Source organism: Neobacillus sp. GCM10027624, assembly GCF_042675345.1.
GTDB lineage: Bacteria > Bacillota > Bacilli > Bacillales > Cytobacillaceae > Neobacillus > Neobacillus cucumis_D.
The window spans coordinates 104,189-124,759 of the sequence record NZ_JBHTHD010000023.1; the positions used below are offsets into that span (position 1 = coordinate 104,189).

General features: G+C 38.3%; 22 protein-coding genes. 8 read left to right on the forward strand and 14 right to left on the reverse strand.

Annotated features, from left to right (window positions below):
• Positions 1–59: 59 nt before the first annotated feature.
• Positions 60–1,283: a cell division protein FtsZ gene (gene ftsZ / locus ACFQZ9_RS27440; protein WP_498946539.1), complete on the reverse strand. Its 1,224-nt coding sequence runs from the start codon at positions 1,281–1,283 to the stop codon at positions 60–62.
• Between the two features lie 183 nt (positions 1,284–1,466).
• Complete coding sequence (locus tag ACFQZ9_RS27445) at positions 1,467–1,922, reverse strand: hypothetical protein (RefSeq protein ID WP_498946540.1); 456 nt, start codon at positions 1,920–1,922, stop codon at positions 1,467–1,469.
• Positions 1,923–2,432: 510 nt separating this feature from the next.
• Here ACFQZ9_RS27445 and ACFQZ9_RS27450 point away from each other — a divergent pair.
• The 3 genes from ACFQZ9_RS27450 (at position 2,433) to ACFQZ9_RS27460 (ending at position 4,737) form a co-directional block, all read left to right on the forward strand.
• The gene (locus tag ACFQZ9_RS27450; RefSeq protein WP_498946541.1) at positions 2,433–3,332 is read left to right on the forward strand and encodes a DMT family transporter; all 900 of its coding nucleotides are present in this window, start codon (positions 2,433–2,435) and stop codon (positions 3,330–3,332) included.
• A gap of 123 nt (positions 3,333–3,455) precedes the next feature.
• Positions 3,456–3,950, forward strand: a complete 495-nt coding sequence (locus tag ACFQZ9_RS27455) for a DUF2243 domain-containing protein (protein WP_498946542.1) — start codon at positions 3,456–3,458, stop codon at positions 3,948–3,950.
• Positions 3,937–4,737: a cytochrome c oxidase assembly protein gene (locus ACFQZ9_RS27460; protein WP_498946543.1), complete on the forward strand. Its 801-nt coding sequence runs from the start codon at positions 3,937–3,939 to the stop codon at positions 4,735–4,737. Before ACFQZ9_RS27455 ends, ACFQZ9_RS27460 begins: the two co-directional genes overlap by 14 nt.
• Positions 4,738–4,795: 58 nt before the next feature.
• Here ACFQZ9_RS27460 and ACFQZ9_RS27465 read toward each other — a convergent pair whose 3' ends face one another.
• From ACFQZ9_RS27465 to ACFQZ9_RS27475, 3 genes are all read right to left on the reverse strand, one after another.
• Entirely contained in the window at positions 4,796–5,530 is a 735-nt protein-coding gene (locus ACFQZ9_RS27465; RefSeq protein ID WP_498946544.1) for an SIS domain-containing protein, read from the reverse strand.
• A 13-nt stretch (positions 5,531–5,543) separates the two neighbouring features.
• The gene (locus ACFQZ9_RS27470; protein ID WP_498946545.1) at positions 5,544–6,317 is read right to left on the reverse strand and encodes an NAD-dependent protein deacylase; all 774 of its coding nucleotides are present in this window, start codon (positions 6,315–6,317) and stop codon (positions 5,544–5,546) included.
• A gap of 121 nt (positions 6,318–6,438) precedes the next feature.
• Positions 6,439–6,942, reverse strand: a complete 504-nt coding sequence (locus tag ACFQZ9_RS27475) for a DinB family protein (protein WP_498946546.1) — start codon at positions 6,940–6,942, stop codon at positions 6,439–6,441.
• A 177-nt stretch (positions 6,943–7,119) separates the two neighbouring features.
• Here ACFQZ9_RS27475 and ACFQZ9_RS27480 point away from each other — a divergent pair, with 177 nt between their 5' ends.
• Positions 7,120–7,260 (forward strand): hypothetical protein, encoded by a 141-nt coding sequence (locus tag ACFQZ9_RS27480; RefSeq protein WP_198311728.1) that lies wholly within the window; start codon positions 7,120–7,122, stop codon positions 7,258–7,260.
• Positions 7,261–7,317: 57 nt separating this feature from the next.
• Here the strand turns inward: ACFQZ9_RS27480 and ACFQZ9_RS27485 are convergent, their stop codons facing one another.
• Positions 7,318–9,801, reverse strand: coding sequence for a sensor domain-containing protein (locus ACFQZ9_RS27485; protein WP_498946547.1), 2,484 nt, complete (start codon positions 9,799–9,801; stop codon positions 7,318–7,320).
• Between the two features lie 170 nt (positions 9,802–9,971).
• Between ACFQZ9_RS27485 and ACFQZ9_RS27490 the strand changes: the two genes are divergently transcribed.
• Positions 9,972–10,370, forward strand: a complete 399-nt coding sequence (locus tag ACFQZ9_RS27490; RefSeq protein ID WP_498946548.1) for a hypothetical protein — start codon at positions 9,972–9,974, stop codon at positions 10,368–10,370.
• A 90-nt stretch (positions 10,371–10,460) separates the two neighbouring features.
• Here the strand turns inward: ACFQZ9_RS27490 and ACFQZ9_RS27495 are convergent, their stop codons facing one another.
• A complete protein-coding gene (locus tag ACFQZ9_RS27495) occupies positions 10,461–10,625 on the reverse strand; it encodes an aspartyl-phosphate phosphatase Spo0E family protein (protein ID WP_198311731.1) in 165 nt (54 codons plus the stop codon).
• 315 nt (positions 10,626–10,940) lie between these two features.
• Here ACFQZ9_RS27495 and ACFQZ9_RS27500 point away from each other — a divergent pair, with 315 nt between their 5' ends.
• Together ACFQZ9_RS27500 and ACFQZ9_RS27505 are read left to right on the forward strand one after the other, a co-directional pair.
• Positions 10,941–12,083: an SLC13 family permease gene (locus ACFQZ9_RS27500; protein WP_198311732.1), complete on the forward strand. Its 1,143-nt coding sequence runs from the start codon at positions 10,941–10,943 to the stop codon at positions 12,081–12,083.
• 58 nt (positions 12,084–12,141) lie between these two features.
• Positions 12,142–12,813 carry a YdeI/OmpD-associated family protein gene (locus ACFQZ9_RS27505; RefSeq protein WP_498946549.1) on the forward strand — a complete coding sequence of 224 codons (672 nt, stop codon included), beginning with the start codon at positions 12,142–12,144 and terminating at the stop codon, positions 12,811–12,813.
• Between the two features lie 113 nt (positions 12,814–12,926).
• On the opposite strand, the gene ACFQZ9_RS27510 is transcribed toward ACFQZ9_RS27505, so the two are convergent.
• From ACFQZ9_RS27510 to ACFQZ9_RS27530, 5 genes are all read right to left on the reverse strand, one after another.
• Positions 12,927–14,117 carry a MalY/PatB family protein gene (locus ACFQZ9_RS27510; RefSeq protein ID WP_498946550.1) on the reverse strand — a complete coding sequence of 397 codons (1,191 nt, stop codon included), beginning with the start codon at positions 14,115–14,117 and terminating at the stop codon, positions 12,927–12,929.
• A 162-nt stretch (positions 14,118–14,279) separates the two neighbouring features.
• A complete protein-coding gene (locus ACFQZ9_RS27515; RefSeq protein WP_498946551.1) occupies positions 14,280–15,656 on the reverse strand; it encodes a nucleoside recognition domain-containing protein in 1,377 nt (458 codons plus the stop codon).
• Positions 15,631–16,350: a FeoB small GTPase domain-containing protein gene (locus ACFQZ9_RS27520; RefSeq protein ID WP_498946552.1), complete on the reverse strand. Its 720-nt coding sequence runs from the start codon at positions 16,348–16,350 to the stop codon at positions 15,631–15,633. The genes ACFQZ9_RS27515 and ACFQZ9_RS27520 overlap by 26 nt, the downstream gene beginning before the upstream one ends.
• On the reverse strand, positions 16,340–16,594 hold the full coding sequence (locus ACFQZ9_RS27525) for a FeoA family protein (protein WP_198311737.1): 255 nt from the start codon (positions 16,592–16,594) through the stop codon (positions 16,340–16,342). Before ACFQZ9_RS27525 ends, ACFQZ9_RS27520 begins: the two co-directional genes overlap by 11 nt.
• Before the next feature lie 134 nt (positions 16,595–16,728).
• Positions 16,729–17,844: an NAD(P)/FAD-dependent oxidoreductase gene (locus ACFQZ9_RS27530; protein ID WP_498946750.1), complete on the reverse strand. Its 1,116-nt coding sequence runs from the start codon at positions 17,842–17,844 to the stop codon at positions 16,729–16,731.
• 140 nt (positions 17,845–17,984) lie between these two features.
• Between ACFQZ9_RS27530 and ACFQZ9_RS27535 the strand changes: the two genes are divergently transcribed.
• A complete protein-coding gene (locus ACFQZ9_RS27535) occupies positions 17,985–18,179 on the forward strand; it encodes an alpha/beta-type small acid-soluble spore protein (RefSeq protein ID WP_198311738.1) in 195 nt (64 codons plus the stop codon).
• A gap of 52 nt (positions 18,180–18,231) precedes the next feature.
• Here the strand turns inward: ACFQZ9_RS27535 and ACFQZ9_RS27540 are convergent, their stop codons facing one another.
• Both ACFQZ9_RS27540 and ACFQZ9_RS27545 read right to left on the reverse strand, forming a co-directional pair.
• Positions 18,232–19,041 (reverse strand): GNAT family N-acetyltransferase, encoded by an 810-nt coding sequence (locus ACFQZ9_RS27540; protein ID WP_498946553.1) that lies wholly within the window; start codon positions 19,039–19,041, stop codon positions 18,232–18,234.
• Between the two features lie 37 nt (positions 19,042–19,078).
• Positions 19,079–20,557: an amino acid permease gene (locus ACFQZ9_RS27545; protein WP_498946555.1), complete on the reverse strand. Its 1,479-nt coding sequence runs from the start codon at positions 20,555–20,557 to the stop codon at positions 19,079–19,081.
• Between the last annotated feature and the right edge of the window lie 14 nt (positions 20,558–20,571).

Below are 20,571 nucleotides of genomic sequence, written 5' to 3' on the forward strand. Positions count from 1 at the left end.
CGTAGTTTTTTGTATTTTCGACACCTTTCAACAAAAATCAGGTGATGACAGGCACCTCGTTATCGATTCCTGTTATTCCGATTTCGTAAAAACGCTGGAATATCTAGTGTATCTTCAGATTGTTGACTTTCTCGGTTATGTCCATATCCTGTTTCTTCTTTCTGCTGCCGATTCCTATTCCGAGCAGGAGCCTCTTCTTCATGTTTTCGAGTGTAATCTTGAACCCGGTCTTCACGGATTACATGTTCACGTCTGTGCAGCGTTGGAGCAGGCCGATGGGAATGGACTTCTCTCGATTGATTAGAAGCTGGATTTGACGGCGCCGCTTCTTTATCATCAAAGCCTGTTGCAATCACGGTAATCATGATTTCATCCTTAAGATGTTCATTAATAATAGAACCAAAAATCATATTCAATTCCTGGTCTGCCGCAGAAGCAACGATATCAGCAGCCTCTTGTACCTCATATAAACTTAAATCAGTGCCTCCGGTAATATTCATTAAAATCCCCTGAGCACCATCAATTGAGGTTTCTAATAACGGGCTCGAAATCGCCTTTTTGGCAGCTTCAACTGCACGGCCATCTCCCTTAGCCACACCAATTCCCATCAGAGCTGTTCCCTGGTTGGTCATAATCGTTTTTACGTCAGCAAAGTCTAGGTTGATAAGCCCCGGAACGGCAATGAGATCCGAAATACCTTGAACCCCTTGGCGAAGGACATTATCCGCTTCACGGAATGCCTGTACCATCGGTGTTTTTTTATCAACAATCTGTAATAAGCGATCGTTTGGAACAATAATCAGGGTATCCACCGCTTCCCTCATCTGCTCAATCCCGCTTGCTGCATTTTTTGCTCGTTTATGGCCTTCAAATCCGAATGGGCGAGTGACTACACCAATTGTCAGGGCGCCTAACCGATGGGCGATTTGCGCAATCGCCGGTGCGGCACCTGTTCCAGTTCCGCCGCCCATTCCACAGGTAACGAACACCATGTCCGCTCCTTTTAAAACCTCTTCAAGCTGCTGACGGCTTTCTTCAACGGCTTTTCTGCCTACCTCTGGATTCGCTCCTGCACCAAGTCCTCTTGTTAAAGAGCCCCCAATTTGCATTTTAATTTCCGCTTTTGAGAGTTTAAGAGCTTGTGCATCTGTATTGACTGCAATAAATTCGACACCTTGAACTCCATCTTCAATCATTCGGTTAACAGCGTTATTACCGCCTCCGCCGACACCAATTACTTTAATTCTTGCTACCTGATCTATATTTAAATCGAAATCCCACATGTTTGTTCCTCCTATTGAACCACTCTAGTAATGAAAATGGCATGTATCTATTTTCAAGAGTATTTTATATGTATTTTATAGTTATCTAATATTTTATCAAGATAATGTGATTTTTTATATAGTCCTGTGGTCACTCAAAAACGGTAGGTATTCCTCACCTATTACGACTAGCATAGACCAAGACTAATTTTTTTCTGTTTTTCGGACTCCTTTAATCCCTTGTTGGTCAAGTAAGGCAGTAATCTGTCGAAGATGGGATGAGTCCTCTACAATCATATAATCTGGTTGAAATGGCTTCTTTTTAATATCAAAAGTCAATTTAAAGCCGTTGTCGACACGGGAATGATAACCATACAACTCATGCCAACGAACTATTTGTTCGGTTTCATAATGATGAATTTGGCTTGCCGAATAGTATTTTCCATTTAGAATAATCCCATTTGGCAGGATATACAGATTGCCTTGATGACGAACAAGACTAATAATTAAATAGAACAAATAGTCCAAACTGAAAAATGAAGAACCTAGGAATTCAGTTGTAATCACTATTGCTAATATTACCACTAAAGTCAAAAGGGAAAACACAGTTCCCCATTTAACATACTGATACGACCTCGTATGTTTCGTAAGTGGGGTCATCTCTTTCCATTCAACCGGTACCAAAAGACTAGCAAACTCACTCTCTTTTAACGGATAAAGGGCATCTTGTGAAATTTCAGCAGCTTTCTTTAAATTTAACCGATACCGGATTAAATAAATGACACTAAGTAGAAAAATAACGGTAAATACAAAATTAGTTATAATTCTTAATTTCCCCTTATCCTTTAAAAATTATTTCCTTTGAATATTTTACCATAAATATTCATTCTTTTATGAATAAAATTGTGAAAGAGTTACAATTCTATTATCTCAATTTTCTAATTAATATACAATCCATTCTAGTGGATTTTTCAAAAACTTGTAGGATACAAACAAAATTAGATATGATAGAAATAGTTCCTTTTATCTAGTAAAGCATGAAAGTCTCCGATATACGATAAAATTAAAGCTTTCCTGTTTATTTTTCTAGGGTGATAACGGACTGAAAAGAAGTAGTGTTCAAGAGCCTTTTAGGCTACGGACAAGTTTTCAAAAATGGGGGAATTTTTTATGAAAAAAGGAGTTTTACTTCTTGTACTTGCTACAATCCTTTGGGGAGGCAACTATATTTGCGGTCGCTACTTAGCACCTGCCCTACCAGCAACACTACTGAATACGATTCGCTGGGCAATTTCTACGATCATTCTTTGGGGGCTATTAGCATTAAATAAAAAGGAATTTCCTATTTTTTCAAAGTGGAAAGAGTTATTGATGCTTGGTTTTTTTGGTATTTTTGCATTTTCAACGTTAAATTATTTAGGATTACGTTCTCTTAGTGCTTCCTATGCAGGAATGATTTCAGCTGGGATTCCAATCGCTATCTTGTTATTTACACCCCTTTTTTTAAAAGAAGAAATTAAAGCAAAATCCTGGTTAGGTGCTCTCGTTTCCATTATTGGCGTTATTCTTTTAGTACAAGGGAAACATGCTGGGGCAACGTACGCATCCATTATTGGTATTGTTGAAATTCTTCTATCGTGTTTGGCTTGGGGGATCTACACAGTTCTTGGTAAAAAGTATGGAAATAAAATCGACCCATTGACAATGACCGCAGGAGCATCCTTTTACGGTACTATTCTTAGTGCCATTAGTTGTATCGGTACAGTCCATCCTGACATGATTCATATGAATACCACTGCATGGCTTGCTGTGGCATATGTAAGTACACTAGCATCTGTTTTAGCCTTCTTTGCTTGGAATGCAGGGGTAAAAATTGTCGGTCCTGCTCTTTCTGCACCATTTATCAACCTGCTTCCGGTTTGGACCGTTGTTTTTGGTGTCCTGCTTTTAGATGAGCGCTTCTCCATATTAACACTTGCAGGAGGGATCATTACGATTATCGGAGCCATATTGGCAACATATAGGCGACCAGTCAAGAAGAATTTAAAAAATCATGCCAAAGCGTCATAATGAGTTTTCAAGTATATCAAAAAAAAGGACTGCCATTCACACGACTACTTATGCTTAAAATGGGGAATAATGGTTTTTGTGAATTCTTGTATAAGAGAACTGAAAAACTAGGAGAAATATTAGATGATTGGGAATACAAAACATGTTTCATTATATAAAAATCGTAATTTATGGTCAGGAATAATGTTTGGTGTAGGGCTGGTCGCTTTTTTGGATGAGGCTGTTTTTCATCAACTCTTGCATTGGCATCATTTTTATGACAAATCCACAACCACTGTTGGTTTGGTATCAGATGGAATTTTTCATGCATTCAGCTGGTTTGCTACTGTTGGGGCATTGTATATGGTGGCAGACCTTCGCCGCAGAAAGGCTTTTATTTTTAAAAGGTGGCTTGGCGGCATATTACTAGGGGCAGGTGTTTTCAATTTTTATGATGGCACCGTTCAGCATAAATTGATGAGATTGCATCAGATTCGTTATAATGTGGATATCCTCCCCTATGACATGGCATGGAATATCATTGCCATTTGCTTACTAATGATCGGTATTGCCCTTCTTGTTCAAAGTAGAAGGGAATCTAATCAGGCGGGGGTAAATCAAAAAAATGCACTTGAATAACCATAAATTTGAAAGCAAATTCCCCTTCCTGGAGGATCCACTTTTACTTTTAATCCTGTCCCTTATCTTGGGGCTATTTTTTTATATCCTATTTTTTGGTTATAGACAACGTAACCTTTCATATCCACTCTACCGATCCATTTTTTTGGTTTTGGGGATTTGTTGTATAATTGCCGCCACCTTCGGACCACTAGCCTCTCAGGCACATACAGATTTTACTGCCCATATGCTTGTTCATTTATTGCTTGGAATGCTCGCACCGCTCCTAGTGGTTCTCGCTAGCCCAATAACGTTACTCTTACGGACTCTTAAGGTGGAAGCCGCCCGTTCCCTAACAAAAATTTTAAGATGGAAGCTTTTTGCAATTTTAAGCAACCCAATCATTGCTTCAATTCTCAACATCGGAGGGCTTTGGATTCTCTATACAAGCACCCTTTATTCCGCTATGAGGCATAGTATTCTTATTCATGTGCTAGTTCATATCCATGTGTTCCTTGCTGGATATCTTTTTACTGCAGCCATTATTTATATGGATCCTACACCGCACCGAAAAAGTTACCTTTACCGTGCAATGGTTTTAGTTATCACAATAGCCGGACATGATATCCTTGCAAAATATATTTACACTCACCCTCCTGCTAATGTTCCCGTTAGACAGGCCGAAACGGGCGGAGTGCTGATGTATTACGGCGGGGATATTATTGACCTTATTTTAATAATCATCTTTTGTTTTCAATGGTTCAAAGCATCCCGGCCCCGAGCCAATATGAATACGGACTTTGGTTAATTTTGAAAAGCCGCAGCACCTGCGGCTTTTTGTATTCAAGCATTTTCAATAAATCAAATTAAGACAACAACGGAATCCTGCCCCGATACCTCTCTACCAAGCGATGGTTGTGGTCATCTGCCCCATCGATATTACCGCTTAGGAATACTGGTGGTTCGAATCCATTATCCGCCATCATTTTAATCGCCTCTGCAAAAATCGCATTTAAAATAACCGCCCCCACCACCGTGGAAGTTGAGCCGAAAGGAACTGCTACTTTTTCATAGGTAAGAGCGGCATCACCTTTTGTGGAGTGGTTATCAATCACTAGATCAACAGAATTGAAGAGGTGTTTTCCACTCTTATGTTTAGAAGGCTGACTTTTCGAATATTCCAATGAAGTAAGTCCAATCACAAAAGCTCCCTTTTTCTTGGCTTCCTGTGCCACGTCAACTGGTACAGGATTGCGTCCGGATGTCGATAAAACAAAGAAAACGTCTTCCGGAAGGATTTCTTGGTCTTTTATAAATTCCAGAGCATAATCGTTTTGTCGTTCTAACTGTGAGGATCTTAATGCCCCCTCGTGAAGCATCAAAGGTTCCACAAGTATCGGTTTAATGGGAACAAGTCCTCCGGCGCGGTAAAAAACCTCTTCTGCTAAAATATGTGAATGGCCGCAGCCAAACAGTTGGACAATCCCTCCGTTTTGAATTGCTTCTGCAACCTTTTCCGCTGCCTTCTTAAGCTTTTCCATTTCATACTTTTCCACTAGTTGAATCTTTTCTTTTGCTTTTTCAAAATATTGGTTTAACACTATTTACTGCCCCCTAATTTCCAATCATTACATCTATTTGTGACAATGTTTTCCCAATAGAATCCCGAATGACATGTGTATCTTGAGCAAAATCAAAAGGGGTATCGCCTTGATTTACAATCAACAGGGGAATACCAGGTCTTCTATAATGCGGAAAGGTAGAAAACGGTGTTACTTTCAAGCTTGTACCTAATACCAAAATGCAATCTGATTGAGAGATGAGGTTCAAGATCGTATTAAAACCATCCACCGAAAACCATTCCCCGGAATCACCGAACAAAACAACATCTGGTTTAATATAACGATTCTTCTTATTTTTCGTTTCACAATGATCACAAACATAAAACTCATCCATTGTTTCGAGCTTGCGGACCATCTCTTCAGTCAGATAGCTTTTTCCACAATTTAAACATGAAGCCGTTTTCATCGTTCCGTGAAACTCTATGATCCTTTTACTTCCTGCTTTTTGATGCAGCCCATCAATATTTTGCGTTATAATTTGTGAAACTTTTCCTTCCTTTTCCCATTTCGCAAGAATTTCATGCCCTTTATTTGGGGCAGCATTAGGATGGTAAAGATTCTCCATTGCAAATTGATAAAATTCCTTCGGATGCTTATAAAAATAATCGAGTGAAAGTATGTATTCAGGTGCCAGTTTGTAAATTCCAGATCTTGAGCGAAAATCCTTTATCCCCGATTCTGTACTAATACCCGCACCTGTGAGCACAACAATATTATTAGCATCCCTTAAAAAGCCAGTGCAGGTTTGAATAGTATGTTTCTCCATTTATAACCTCCTAAAATTGTATTTTACTAAATACTTCCTAAAGGCATCAAGCAGCCATTCTTCCCCAGCATACCAATTAAAAAAGAACACACTGTATTCAATGTGTTCGTAAGTGTACCATTTATAGTGCAGGAGCTTCCATCCCCATCAGGCTCCACTCTTCCCGAGCTGGGCCATAAACACCAGGAACCTTCAAGCCAGCTTGGCGCATAAGGACTGTAAGCTGCCCACGGTGATGGATAATATGCTTGATAAGGAGTGAAAGTGTAACTGCTTTGGGCATATCCATACCAAATACATTTACCATTTCCGTTAAGGATGGGTCTGTCCACTGCTCTTTTACCGCGTTGCTTGTATCAGCTGTAACCTTTCGAAAACGATCAGCAATTACTTTTGCAGAAGTCGGCACGGTCGTAGCGTTTTCCACAGCAGCAACCTGAATTCCGAATTCATTAAGCATTTCAGGAGTACTTGTTACAATATGCCAGGCAATTCTGCCTAATGTACGATCTTCTTGTGATACCGCTTGTTGAAGCGAGCTATCAGTTAATGGATCCAAGACCTTTTGAGTGGATTCCATTTCCTGGTTCCATTCCCCGATAAATTCATTAATAGAAGTATACATTTTTACATTCCTCCGTTTAATTTCTTACACCAAAATATGGCGATTTAAAGTATAGCATTAGCGAACCAATTTACAAAATTTACATTTAAATTTTTTCCTCTTCTGGAAAGATTGAATGAAATATTCTACTGAGGGTATATTACAATCAAAAAATGAAAATAGGAGGTGCTTGGGGCAATGATCGAATTACCAAAAAGCCTCTATTGTGAACATTGTAAAAAAGAGACAGAACACAAAGTGAGAGAAGATGCATTAGAGATTGAATATACTTGCAAAGAATGTAACAATCAACAGGAGATTGTTAAATCGTTTTTCTAAAGAATCAAAAAAAGTGCCAGCATCCTTCCATAAAAAGATTACTGGCACTTATTCTTTTTAAATCCCCTCGACCAACATTTTTTCAAATGCCCCAATTGTCGTTGGCTTACTAAACAGATATCCCTGAACTTGGTTGCAGCGGTGATCATGTAAAAACTTTAATTCCGCTTCCGTTTCAACCCCTTCTGCAATGACATCCATTTTTAAAATTCGGGCCAAATGGATCATAGCAGAAGTAATCCCGGCATTTTCGGATTGAGAAGAAATATTATGAATAAATGAGCGGTCTATCTTAATTCCATCTAATTTAAAGGATTTCAAATAAGAAAACGAAGAATATCCTGTTCCAAAATCATCAATATAAATCTTAATCCCCAATTTCTTTAAATCCTGAATCGTTTGCACAACATCTGCTTCATTTCGCATTAATGAATTTTCCGTAATTTCTATCTCAAGGAATTCGCCATCTACCCCGTACTCTTCCAATGTCTCCCTTACACTTTTCGCAAAATCCTTTTGCAAAAAGCGCTGGGCACTGATATTAATACTGATGGGAATCAGCGGAATTCCTGCTTCTTTCCATTGCACCAAAAGGTCACAAACCCTCTTTTTTATCCATTTGCCCATTGGGATAATCAAGCCTGTCTCTTCTGCCAATGGGATAAAATCAGATGGCGGAATTAACCCCAATCTTGGGTGATTCCAGCGGATTAAAGCCTCTGCACTTGTTATTTTTCTTGTTCTTGAATCAACCCTTGGCTGCAAATGGACTATAAATTCATGGTTCAGCAATGCTTTTCGAAGATCCCGTTCAAGAAAAAAAGACTGATAACTCATTTTATCCATAACTGCAGAATAAATCTGAAAATTGTTTCTCCCTTGATCTTTAGCTTTGTAAAGAGCAATGTCAGCATGTTTCATTAAATCTATGACATTATCACCGGCCGTTGGATAGATACTAATTCCAATACTGGCTGTCATAAAAAGCTCGTATCCTTCAATAAAAAAAGGATCTTTCAAACAGGTTAGAATATTCGTAGCAACATTGGCGGCCTCTTCATCCATGTCAATCGAAGGACAAAGAACCATAAATTCATCCCCGCCCATTCTGGCAATATAATTGTCATCGCCAATTTGTATGTTTAACCGCCGGGAGATCTGCTCTAATAACTGGTCGCCAATCATATGCCCTAATGTATCATTAACATTTTTAAAGCGATCCAAATCAATATACATAACCGCAAGCTTTTGTTTAGAACTTTGAGAATAAGTAATCACATTTTTTAGCTTTTCTTCAAACCCTCTCCGATTAAGGAGCTCAGTTAACTCATCATGGGTCGCTAAAAAGGCGTTTAATTCCTGTATTTTTTTTTGCTCCGTAATATCCTTCCCAATCGAATAGATCCCGGTAATCTTCTGATCGACAATAATTGGAAGATAGGTTACATTTAGAAAAATTTGATGTCCATTCTGGTGATAGACAGCCATTTCAAAATTCTGTGGCTCTCCTTTAAGGGCTTTTTCAAAGCATGAGCGATGAATAGATAGATATTCTTTTACAATCAGTTCCGCGCCTGATTTCTTTTTAAAATTCTCTAAGGAATACCCTAATACCCTTTCCGTCGCAGGATTTATAGTAACAATCTTTGCTTTTGTATCAAAGGTGAACACCGCATCTTGGCTGTGCTGAAATAGGGATTGATAGAGCAGCCTATTTTCCTGAAGCTGTTTTTGTGTATTTCTCAACTCAGTAATATCATAAACTGTCCCGACAAGTTCAACGACCTTGTCTCCCTGTTTAATCGGCGTAACATCGACGTATACTAATCTACCGAATAAGTCGATTTCATACTGGACGCTTTGTCCGGTAAAAGCCTTTTGATAGTGTAATAGTTTAATGCTGGCAATATCTTTTGGAAAAACTTCATATGGACTTTTATTATGATGGGATTCAGTATTAAAGCCCATACTTTGAAGAAGTTTTCCCTCGGCCAATGTATAAACAATATTCCCGTCTGCATCCCTTTTCATTTTAAAAATACCATTCTCAAGAGTATTTACGGTTTGATTAAAATCATCCTTAAGGGACTTCTGAAATTCAGCTTCCATCTGCTTTTGCTCAGTAATATCAACGCGAAAAGAAATATACCGATACGGTTTCCCCTTTTCATTCAGAATGGGAACAATGGTGGTATGGACCCAATATAGTTTTCCATCCTTTGTTCGATTTTGAATTTCGCCTTTCCAGACTTCTCCAGAACCGATTGTTTTCCACATTTCGCGAAAAAACTCTTTTGAATGATATCCAGAATTAATCATTCGATGATCTTGCCCAATTAATTCTTCTCTGGTGTACTTAGAAAGTTCACAAAATTTTTTATTCACAACCTGGATAATGCCCCGCTGGTCAGTTATGGCAAGAATAGAAGATACATCTAGTGCATATTTAAGTTCCGAGAGTTCGCGATTCAAAGCAATGAGATCCTGGTAGTTATCTATTAGAGTGAATAAAGGATTTTCCTGCTGATATAAAGTTTCCATATTGGGTTTCTCCTTAATCCCATTAGTATAAATATTATATATGGTCACTTCACGAAAATCGACAAAATTTTTATCAGCGTCGGTTCTATAATAATCCGCCCAGTATGTATGGACTTTAAGACTCTTTATTTAAAATCTGTTATAATCTTAACTGATAAGGATGTGATGATTTGAAAGAAACTATTCAATTATTAGCGGACATTGTCAATAATCTTCATGATTTTATACAAATATATGTAAGTAGCTCGTTAAATCTTCAATTAACGGATAAGGACCTGCATTTCTGGATCATGGGCATGATCGGAATCGTTGTTTTTCTTTTCGTGCTGGTCATCTCAAAAATTATTGTAAAAATGCCTTTTGGAATTACGATTCTATCTTTCTTATATACAACAACTTTTATGTTTGTATTAGTATTCGCAATCGAAATTCAACAGGCATTGACTAATCGAGGAAATATGGAATTTGAAGATGCAATCGTAGGGCTTTTAGGTTTTTTCGCGTTTTTCCTAGTATTTGTTGTGATTGCATTTGTGTTATTTATGGCTAGAAGACTATTAAAATCCTAATTTAAAAAATAGAATTCATAAAAAAATCCCCAGTTTCGGGGATTTTTTTATACTATCAATACATTCTAAATAGATAAACTCCCCAGTCAATTAGGCCGACCGTACTTTCTGTCTGCGGAATTGCAAATTTAATAGTCGGTCAAGTTTTTTACTTAGTAGAATCGTTTCTGACGAGGATAATCCTTTGGTCATTCCGACGGTTATCATTGTATTTCGTACCATTTCGATTTGGTAAATTAAGTCATCATTTGTCATATCTAGTAACTCCTTCTATTTCCAACTACAAGATTAAGTTTACCAATTGAAAACGCATTCAGAGAAACAGTATTTATCATCAAATATCGACATAATCCGTTAACCACCTATTCCATGCCACATTTTCCCATAACTTTCTCAAATGAAAATGATCGAACATCCTTTCAATATTCAACAAAAACAGTTCTTTTCCCACAAAAACGACTCAGTAAACGTTTGAAAAATGATTGACATCCTCTGGCATTGATTTTATCGTTATCTATGTTCTACTTATTATTTCTCGTATTAAACTTACTAAAATTTCTGGTGATGTTCATGAAGGAATATGTTTTAACGCAAAATGCCAAAAATACCTGGCTGAAATTTGCCTTTTTAAAAAAAGACCTGGTATTCACAATCTCCCTTATCTTAGCAATGGTGAGCTGCTTTATTCATCCGCCAAGACTGGAGTATATCAATTTCAAAGTGTTAGTTAGCTTATTTAACCTGATGCTAGCGATTAAGGCCTTTGAAGAACTAAAAATATTAGACAAATTCGCAATTGGGATTTTGAATAAATGCAAATCTAGTAAACAGGTTTCTGCAATTCTAATATTATTATGCTTTTTTATCTCAATGTTCGTAACAAACGATGTGGCACTCATCACGTTTGTCCCATTAAGCCTTACCATCAGTAAAAAGGCAAATATTAACATAATGGAGACCATTATCCTTCAAACCATTGCGGCGAATATCGGCAGCAGTTTAACACCGATGGGAAATCCGCAAAATTTATTTATATTCTCCCATTATGGAATAAGTCCGGCTCAATTTTTTACAACAATCCTTTTGTTGGCCATCTTAGGAGGAAGTTCGCTCTATTTTTCCATTTACCGACTTAAGGGCAAAAAACTTAATGTCGACTTAGAACCTATTCCAATGAAAAATCGAAAAAAAGCAGCGGTTTGGGGAATTGTATTTTGTATCATTATTGTTTCCATTTTTGAAGGAATGAGTTACCAGCTTGCTGCGATTATTACTTTACTTACAGCCTGTGTTTTAGATTTTAAATTATTAGGAAAAATTGATTATCTTCTACTGATCACATTTATCTGTTTTTTTATTTTTATCGGAAATATATCAAATATCGAAGTACTCCGGGATTTTGCTAATGAAAGCTTAAAAAACTCCACTTCTGTCTATTTTAGTTCAATTTTAGCCAGCCAATTGATCAGCAATGTCCCTGCTTCCATCCTTTTATCAAACTTTACGATGGATTGGCAGTCCTTATTATTAGGAGTCAATATTGGCGGTCTTGGTACCATCATTGCTTCACTCGCAAGTGTGATCTCTTATAAGCTATATATTCAATCAAACCCTGATAAGAGCAAAAGGTATTTAATCAAATTCAGCCTTTATAACTTTTCGTTCTTATTTTTCTTATCTTTGATACAGTTTTTAATCCTAAAAATATTTTAATACCTGTTGGAAATATCCCATGTGAATTATAGAATATTAGAAAAAGAGGGAGATTAATATGGCAAATTCGACAAAAACGGTTGTTGAAAAACTGAACCTTAATAAATATTCAAATAAATTAATCCTTCAAAAGCCCGATGATTTGAAGGATTTTGATGAATTGGAATTTGATTCTTCAATTCAAAAGGATAAATATGATTTAATCATTACCTTTGTATTTGGATTAGAGGAATTTGCAGAACAACTTCAATCAGTAATTAAGCAAAATTTACTTGAAGATAATGGTTACTTATTTTTTGCCTATCCTAAAAAGAACAATCCGAAGTATGATGAATACATTGACCGTGATCGTTTAATTCAGGCGCTTCCTTCCGATGAAGAAGGATATGTTTTGGGAAGCAACATTAAGTTTGCAAGAATGGTTAGCTTAAATGATGTTTTTACCGTTGTGGGTTTAAAATCAGCACCTAAAAAAGCTTCCAGTACGAAAAACAGTCAATGCGTGGATGATTACATCGTACATGTCGAAGATCTAAAGCAATATTTGAGCAAAAGTAGGGATTTGCTTGAAAAATATAACCAATTAACCTTTGGCTATCAAAAAGATTGGGCCCGTTATGTTTACAGTGCAAAAAGGAAAGAAACCCAGGAAAAACGGCTACTGGAAATGGAGAAGGTATTGGGCGAAGGATTTAAATCAATGGAATTGTACCGGCAAAGTAAAAAATAAATTTTCAGAGATAGGGTCACGATTTTCTTATCGTGACCCTATTTTTAGTATTTGCTTTTGATGAGATTGTTTTTTTGGTTTACATAATATTATTATACCTTACCAAACGAACTTTAAATGACATCTTCAAATTCTCTTGCAATTCTTTCAAATGCTTCCTTTATTAGCGGTCTTGGTGACGGGATGCAAATCCTTTGAAAGGCAAGTCCTTCTTCACCAAACATTTTACCATCTTCGAGAATAACATTTGCTTTATTATAAATCCGTTCATGAACCTGTTCTGGTGTTAGGTCATATCCACTGAAGTCCATCCACATAATATAGGTTCCTTCTGGGATTTTCACCTTTACTTTCGGCATTTTTTCTGCTATAAACTTCACAACCCAATCCATCGTCCCATCAATATATTCTTTTAGCTGTTCTAACCAATCTTCCCCTTCAGTATAAACAGCGATAAGTGCAGAAACGGTAAACGGTGAGGGCAAATGCATCCCCATCACATTATTCATCGTTTTTCTAAGCTCCGGATTTGAAATGATTACATTGGTACAATGAAGCCCTGCTACATTAAAGGTTTTATTAATCGCAGTAAAAGTAATAATATGGTCCACATTTTCAACTGCTTTAGCAATTGGAATAAACGTTTGATTTGACCGGACAAGGTCCCCGTGAATCTCATCAGCGACAATCAGAACATTATGTCTTTCACAAATATCGGCTAATTTTTGTAATTCTTCCTGATTAAAAATTATTCCTGTTGGATTATGCGGGTTGCACAAAATGAACATCTTCGTCTTTTCTTGTTTCGCTTTCTCTTCGAAATCTTCAAAATCAATTTGATAATATCCGTCCGCATCCGGTTTTAGCGCATTATTCAGTACCTCTCGATGGTTAGCTTCAATCGCTGCTGTAAATGGAGGGTAAACCGGGCGTTGGATGATAATCCCATCTTCTGGATTTGTAAAAGCTCTTACGGCAATATTCAAAGCATGGACTGTTCCCGGACTGTAGATAATTTCTTCCTTTTGAATGTCCCAATCATGGCGCTTTTTAAACCAATGCTGGATAGCCGCAAAATACTCTTCTGGAAAAATGGAGTATCCAAAAATTCGGTGATCAACTGTTTTATGTAAGGCATCAAGCAAAGGCTGAGGTACAGGCAAATCCATGTCAGCTGTAAACAAAGGAATCGTCTCTTCATCATATCTGGATGTAAGACCAATCCCTTTAATTAGCTTTTCCCCATCCCATTTTAACGAATAGGTGCCGCGGCGATTCACTACTTCATCGAAGTTGTATTTCATGAACAACACTCCTTTTTAAAAAAAGCAATATAAACAAACAAATTTTGGCAAATATTCCATTTTTGATATAGAGCCAATTATACTACATATTTTAAACCGAAAGAAATTACTTTTCTAGCAATAAAGGTCCTCATTTCTGAGGACCCTCTCTTAAAGTTCAAATTATATAACCCAGCCAAACCATTTTACAGACTGAGTGATGACAAGCGGGACAAGAATGGCAATGACAGTAGGAATAAGGAATGCCATGAAAGTCCACTTTTTACTTTTGGTTTCCTTATAGATATTGAGTAATGTTGTACCACAAGGATAATGCAATAATGAAAATAGCATCATATTTAATGCTGTCAACCAAGTCCAGCCGTGCTCAATAAGAATGGCTTTTAGATCAACAAGACTATCAACTTCAGTCAAAGAACCTGTTGATAAATATCCCATTAAAAGGATTGGCAGGACAATTTCATTCGCCGGCAACCCCAAGATAAAAGCCATCATAATGAATCCGTCTAAGCCAAGTAATTTTCCAAATGGGTCCAAAAACTGAACGGCATACATTAAAATACTTGTATCACCAATATAGAGATTTGCAAATACCCAGGTTAAAATAGCTGCTGGTGCTGCAACTTTCACTGCTCTCATTAAGACGGACCAGGATTTTGTCAAGGAAGAGCGAATGACCGTATCCAGGATTTTGGGTTTCCGGTATGGCGGCAGTTCTAGCGTATAATGAGTCGGGACGCCTTTAAGGGCTGTTTTGGAAAGTACCCATGAAACGAAGAAGGTAACAAGGACTCCAAATAAGACAATCCCGACAAGAGACGCAGTCGAAACAAATAATTTCATTCCGCCGGTAAATCCCGCAGCCATAAATAACGAAGAAAAGACAATCAGGGTGCCCCAACGTCCATTACAAGGGACAAAATTATTAGTCAGAATTGCCAGCATCCGCTCACGAGGTGATTCTATAATTCTAGTCGAAATAACAGCAGCCGCATTACAGCCAAACCCCATTGCCATCGTTAGTGACTGCTTCCCGTGGGCACCGACTTTTTTAAACAAGCGATCCATATTAAAAGCAACCCGGGGAAGATATCCGTAGTTTTCTAAAAGGGCAAAGGTTGGAAAAAAGATTGCCATTGGCGGCAGCATTACAGCAATGACCCAGGTTGTTCCCCGATATAAACCAAGGACCAACATCCCATGAAGCCAATCGGGTGCGTTTAAAAAGGTAAATGCACCTGTTATATACTGCTCTAACCATCCAAAAAAGTCAGCTATTAAGGAAGAAGGGATGTTGGCTCCAGCGATGGTGATATAGAAGACCGTTCCCAACATAATTAACATAATTGGAAATCCCAAAATGGGCGATGTAAAAATCGCATCTAGTTTTTCTGTCCGAGTATCCCTCTTTGATTTTGTATAGGAGACACCCGTCTTGCAAAGTTGATGACTCCGATCGTACAAATTCTGTACAATTTCATCTCTTAAACTCGCTGTCGACATCTTTTGAGCTTCATTGTAAAGCTGTTCGATATTCATTTACGTCCCCCCCTTTAAGGCTCAGGTAATTATTAATTTCACCTAGTAAAGACTCATCACCATCCAATAAACGGAGGGAAACCCAGCGGGAAGATATATGATCACCGACAATCTCACGTACTTTCGGTTCGATTTTTTCAATCTTTTCTTCGATCTCCTGTGGATATTTCACTGGAATAGGATGGCAAGCTATTTCCCCAGTTACAATCCGATGAATGGTATCAAGAAGCATGGGAAACCCTTTTTTGTTTCTTGCAGAAATTTTGAGGACCGGAACCCCAAGCCGATTTGTAAGCAGATATTCGTTAATGCGGATTCCTTGTTCTTCCGCTACATCGATTAAATTAATACAAATGACTACATTCTTTGTCATTTCCAAAACCTGCAGGGCAAGATTAAAATTCCGTTCCAAGGATGTGGCATCAAGGACAACGAGTGTTACATCTGGTTTTTCAAAGACAATGTAGTTTCGTGCCACCTCTTCATCCTTGGAATTTGAAAAAAGGGAATAGGTTCCTGGGAGATCAATCAATTGAAATTGAGTATCTTTAAATGCAATGCTTCCCTTTGCAAGTGCAACCGTTTTTCCGGCCCAATTACCCGTATGCTGCTTTAAACCAGTTAAAGCGTTAAACAATGTACTTTTACCTGTGTTAGGATTTCCCGCTAAAGCAATCCGATATTCATTTCTCATCGTTCACCAGCTCCCCTTCAATTTTTGAACTCTCCTCTTTTCTTAATGCAATGGTTGTTTGACTTACACGAAAAGCGATAGGGTCTCCCAACGGGCTTTTCCGCACTACCTCAACTAATGCATCTTTTACAAAGCCTAAATCTAATAATCTTCTTCTCATTACACCTTCCAGTTGAATCGAAGTAATTTTAATAATATCTCCTTTTTTTCCATCCTCAAGTTTAATAACATTAGTTGTCTCCATTTTTTTTTCACACTCCTTAAAGTTTTTACCGAGTGCAACTTTTTACTAATTATATGTTGTGGTCATAAATTTGTCACCTAATTTGGCAAAGAAATTTAAAAAAGCACGTTCGCCTAACTGGCCAACGTGCTCTTCTACAAAATTGCATTTTTAACACTATAGTTATTTAAATCAATCTCTGTTTCCTGTCCTGTGACTAATTTAGCGAGTTCTGCTCCGAGATATGGGCCGCTAGTTAAACCAGATGAACCTAACCCATTTGCAACATAAATTCCATTCCAATCAGGCAAAGGACCTGCTACCGGTAAAAACCCTGGAGTAAAAGGGCGGAAACCAACTCTTGTTTCTAGCACGGTACTGTCTGCTAATCCCGGTGCTGATTCTAAGGCTTGACTTAAGATTTCATTGATTCCTCCCGCAGTAACTCGGGTATCAAACCCTTTATCATTTTCGTGCGTGGAACCCACGACCACACGTCCATTTTCAAAAGAAAGGATGTATTGGGTGTGTGGCGGCATGACAACCGGCCATGAACTTGTATCCGTTTTAGGTAGCTGTAAATGAATGATTTGTGCTTTTTGCGGTTTTACGGAAAACTCAAGGCCTAAAGGCTGCAAAAGTTCTTTCGCCCATGCTCCTGAAGTAACAATTACTTGGTCAGCAAGTAAACTTTTTTCTTCCATGATAATCCCAATTACCCGGTTTTCTTTTAGGAGGATTGATGCATCCCCTTTTAAAAAAGTCGCTCCATTCTTAATCGCTGTACGTTTTAATGCATCACGAAGTGCTCGTCCATTAACACGTGCTCCTCCGCTAACATAAACAGAACCGAATTCCTCTGATAAAGGTGGAAAAAGTTTTTTTGTTTCTGCTGGTGACAGAATCTTGATTTCACCGATTTCCGGGGCATCTTTTCTCCGTTTTCGTGCCCGTTCTGCCATCTGTTCGAGTTTATTTGGATCGTTGTGTAAACTTAAAGCTCCCACCCGTTTATATCCGGTTTCTGTTTCACCGTCGGCTTCTAATTTTGCGATTAATTCGGGATAGTAACGGGCGCCGCCTTTTGCTAATTGATACCATATTTTGTTCCTCCGCTGTGATAGCCATGGACAAACTATTCCGGCTGCCGCATCTGTTGCTTGGCCAGGATCTTCCCGGTCAACCATAGTAACTTGTGCACCTAGTTTAGTCAGGTGGTAGGCGGTAGAAGCTCCAAGGATCCCTGTTCCGATTATAATAATTTTTTGCATCATGACACCTTTTCTTTCAATATAAATTATAAATTTATCCATTTGCATATCCCATTCAATACGAATCAGGATTTCTATATAGGTTACATTATATACGAGCAATTCTAATTGCTCAAAAACTTCGGCGGGAGTGATGAATCATGGCTAGAAACAAACTTTTGGTTCCTGGTGCAGGCAATGTTCTGGATCAAATGAAGGAGGAAATCGCCAACGAGTTTGGAGTTCAACTTGGTGCTGATACGACCGCGCGAGCAAACGGTTCAGTGGGCGGCGAAATGACAAAGCGTCTCGTTGCATACGCTGAACAAACCTTACGAAATCAACAAGGTCAATAACCTTTGATTTCAAAAAGGCTGTCCCAAATTTGGGGCAGCCTCCACAAAGGGGTTATAATTTTTTCAAAACATAGTAACACAAATCCGGGTCAGACTTTGTTCTTAACAAATCGATTGCAGTCCAGCCATTTTTAAAATAATGAAAAAATACCTCACGGGTTTTCATTCTCCATGCTATCGCAAGCTCAGGATTCTTTTTCTTCAGTGTTTGAAAATTACTCGGTACCGGAACAAAAAGGAAGCCTTCCGCTGTATCCCGCTCCAGATCCGTTTCAGTCGGGTTCAAGTTTTCTTCTGAATCACGGTCCACCTTGAGTAACAAACGGCCCTCTACTTCATACTCGCTTGGCCTTTCAACCAAATCCTCCATAACCCACCATTCAACCGTAAAGCGGTCGGACGGCATGCCCTGATTTAAATCGTCCTGCATTTCCCCATAACAATTCTTTACATAAGTTGAACATCTTGCTCCAAGCTTATGAAGATTCAAATAGCCATTGACTGATTCAAGAGGATCATATGTCCATGTAACTAAATCATATCCCATTTTTAAAGACTCTTTCTTTTGGGCAAGCTTTAGTTTTTCGCCAATCCCCAGTTTACGGTATTCGGGATGAATTCCTAGTGTATGAGAACAGAGATAAATCTTATTATTTTTAAAGCCTGGAAAACTATATTGAAAACCAATCAGTACGTCTTCCAAAAAAGCGCCCAATGCCATGCCGCCATTTTTAATGGCCGTAATGGTTTGACTGCTTGGGATGGACTCATATTCACTCCAAATCAGCGATTCCAACCTTCTCAACTCTTCCAGCTCATCGATTGTTTCAAGAGTACGAATTACGATGTTTTTTTCGGTCATCCAACATACCTCCTTCTTTTAAATTGTGCTAAAATGATTATACATCTTCATGCTCGAAATCCATATCTTTCAATGTGACAACCTTTGTTTTTTTAATATATTTATAGCCTAACCAAGCCGCTAAAAAGATTGGAATCCCCAAATAGGTAACAAGCAAGCCATTCCAGTCAATTTTATCTCCTAAAAATGCCTTATAGTCTTGTCCAAGGATCGCCACCATACATAAAGCCAATGTCAGGATAGGACCAACGGGAAACCACTTTGCTTTATATGGTAATTCGTTTAAATCTCTTCCTTGAGCCACATAGCCTTTACGGAAACGGTAATGGCTGACAGCGATCCCAATCCAGGCAAGAAATCCTGATAAGCTGCAGGCATTCAACAGCCAGAAAAAGACCTTTCCATCACCAAAGATCGATGATAAAAATGCAAGCATCCCGACAGCTGTTGTTACATAAAGTGCGTTGGCGGGAATTCCGCGTGAATTTACCTTTGTTAAAAATTTTGGAGCATTTCCTTCCTTCGCCATTGTCCATAAAAGCCGTGAGCCGGCATACATTTGAGAATTAGCGGTGGAGAGTACAGCCGTTAGGACAACTGCATTCATTACAGAAGCTGCAAAAGCCAGCCCTGCTCGTTCAAAAACTAATGTAAACGGACTTTCTGAAACATTATCAGAGTTTAATAGTCTTGGATCATTATAAGGTACAAGGAATCCTATGATAATAATGGAAAAGATAAAAAATAGCAAGATTCTCCAAAAAATCTGGCGAATGGCTTTGGGCATATTTTCTCTAGGATTTTCACTTTCCCCGGCAGAAAAACCGACCATTTCTGTCCCTTGAAACGAAAAACCAACAATCATGAAAACGCTAATAATTGAAGAAAATCCTCCCTTAAAAGGAGCTTCTCCCGTAGTAAGATTTTTAAATCCGACAGAATGCCCTCCCATAATCCCAAAGATCATCAGGACACCAATGGCCAAAAAAAGAATGATCGTTGCTACCTTAATAATCGAAAACCAATATTCCGCTTCCCCATAGCCTCTTACAGATAAAAAGTTCAATAAAAAAATTAAAGTAAGGGAAGGAACGCTCCAAAAAATGGACGGAACATCTGGCAGCCAAAATTTCATGATTAAACCCGCTGCTGATAATTCAAGTGCGATAATCATGGCTGAATAATACCAGTAATTCCAGCCCTGAGCAAAACCAAAGGCAGGATCGACAAACTTGGATGAATAAGTGCTAAAGGTCCCGGAAATCGGCAAAAGCGTGGCCATTTCACCTAAACTTGTCATTAGAAAAAACATCATTATACCACTTAGGATATAAGCTAAAATAGCTCCCCCCGGGCCCGCTTGAGAGATTGTGGAGCCGCTTGCAAGAAATAATCCTGTCCCGATCGTACCACCGATGGCAATCATGGTGAGATGCCTTGCCTGGAGATTCCTTTTTAGATGGTGGTGTTCGGAAAAATCAGTTTCTTTTTCGGTTTGTAATGCAGTATTACCCATATATGCACCTCTTT